Below are 2,475 nucleotides of genomic sequence, written 5' to 3' on the forward strand. Positions count from 1 at the left end.
TCATGGAAAATAAAAAAGATCAACATCAGTCATTGATCAAGACCTCCCGCAGAATTTTCTCGCATGATTATGTGCCCGAAGAAATATTTTCGGCTGAATGGTTGTATAAGAACTACCCTTATATCGAGCCCACAGAAGAGTTGGATACCGACAGCCCAGAAGAATTAGAGGAAAATACAGAGTGATAGAGCAATTATACATGCTGGGTTATAAGCGCCGTGTTTTTGTAGCGTTTTTCATATTTGTGGTTACGGTTGTCACCGGTGCAGGAATGCAGCGGCTGAAGGTTGATACTGGCGTGGACAGCCTGATACCTGCCAGTGACCCGTCTCGCCTTGTATACCAGAAAGTGATGGGTGAATTTGGTACTGATAATAAAACTATTATTTATATAAGAGATCCTGACCTTTGGACTCCTGAAAAACTTTCGGCAGTCGAAAAGCTGCATCTTGCAATTGAAAAAATTGCAGGAGTCAGACGCGTTGATAGCTTGTTCACTTTGCACACGGTGAAGGGAGAAGGGAACAAGATTAGTTCCCGCCCTTTACTTATATCTTCACCTAAAACAAAGCAGGAAGCATTAGATGCTAAAAATAGCGCCCTGGCGAGCCCCCTTTATCAGGGTAATTATTTTTCAAGTGATGGTGAAGTCACAGCATTGATCGTGTCTGCGATTGATTCTGAAGACAGTAATAACTTCAGCCGAAAATTGCATCTTGCGCTTGAAGAACAGATTCAATTACACCGCGCGACATTTGATTATATAGCACAGGTGGGTCCTCCCCGGATTAACGCGGAATTAAAACAAAGCCTTTATGAAGATTTCACATTGCTCGGTCCATTATCCGTAGTAGTCCTTGTGGTCTCGATTTTAATATTTATGCGTAGTTGGTTGGCGGCCTTAGTTCCATTGGTAACGTCGCTTCTCACCATTATTTGGACCTTTGGATTGATGGGTTGGCTGGGTGTGCCATTGAATATATTAAGCGCGATGATTCCTTCCCTGATAATAGTTATCGGGTCTACTGAAGACACCCATATGATGTCTGCATTTCTGCGTGGTTTGGAGGAAAACCCGGGAGGTGACTCACGTAAGCAGGCTGTTAAGTATATGGCAAAACACATTGGTCTACCCATGATGCTTACGGTTTTGACCACAACACTGGGTTTTGCCAGCAACATGTTTAGTAATATCGGGTTGATCCAGCATTTTTCTTTAGCCGCAACTTTTGCGATGCTGGCAAACGGGTTTATTACCATTCTGGTCATGCCACTCATGTTGTCTGTTTTTGGACCACAAAGGGGGACCTTCACTGTAAAGGATTTCAAAAGGAATAGCTTTCCAGATCGCATCATGAGTGTTTTTCGGTATTCACAGGTTCGTTTTCCAACGTCCATTCTGGTTTTTACCGGCGTGTTCTGTGCTTTTTTTATTTTTCAGGCATCGAAACTTTACGTAACCAACGATCCATTATCTTATTTCCCGAGCGATCGCCCTCTGATACAGGATGCCAAACGAATCCATGAAGACCTGGCAGGGATTAAAATATTTTTTATTTCGCTTGAATCCAAAAAAGGCAAGGCTTTCCAGGAGCCTGAAAATATTCAAAAGCTGGCTGATATTCAAACTTTCCTTTCCGACCAGGGTGTTTATGATCGCAGTATATCTCTGGCTGATCATTTGAGGTTTTTAAACCGGGAGTTTCGTGGAGACTCTTCAATACACTCTTTGCCAAATACCCGGAAACTGGTTGCGCAATATTTAATGTTTTTGCACCGCAGTGATCTGGATAGTTATGTCAGCCATGATTACCGCCGTGCCAATATTGTGGTGCGACATAACATCACAGATTCCCACACCTTGAATCAATATATTGAAGAACTCCAGGGGGTCATCGACCAAATTGCAGGTCCTGATATGAAGCACTATATAGTGGGTGAAAACCTGATGGTGAATAGAGCCGCGGAAAGTTTAATGGTTGCCCAGGTAAAAGCCCTGGCTTTGTTGATGGCCTTGATATTTCTGATAATGTCCATCATGTTTACATCATTTAAGGGTGGGCTCATTGCATTGATACCAGCCGTTATTCCTATTGCCTTGATGTTTGGGGTTATGGGTTATCTTGATATCCCTTTGAATCCGGGTACGGCAATGGTTGCGGTGATTGCGATTGGAATCGCGATAGATGGCACTATTCATTTGCTAGCCCGTTACAATGAACTCTGCCGCCGGACCTCCGATTATGAGGATGCTGTCACTTCTTCAGTGAATGACGAGGCAACCCCTCTTATAGTTTCAAGTATCGCACTCGCTTTTGGGTTTGGTATTTTAATTTTTTCCAATTTTACCATCGTAGCTCAGTTCGGTGCCCTGGCCGCTGCAACTATGTTGTTTTCAATATTTGCAAACCTTTTGATCACTCCTATTATCATGACCAGGGTTCGATTGGTCGGACTTTACCAGATACTTTCAAT

1 protein-coding gene is annotated in these 2,475 nt (G+C 43.1%); it reads left to right on the forward strand.

Annotation, left to right across the window (positions count from 1 at the left end):
- Positions 1-181: 181 nt before the first annotated feature.
- A partial coding sequence (locus F3741_09350) for an MMPL family transporter (GenBank protein MZG30990.1) occupies positions 182-2,475 on the forward strand: 2,294 nt, incomplete at its 3' end.

It is taken from the genome of Nitrospinota bacterium, assembly GCA_009873635.1.
Lineage (GTDB): Bacteria > Nitrospinota > Nitrospinia > Nitrospinales > VA-1 > LS-NOB.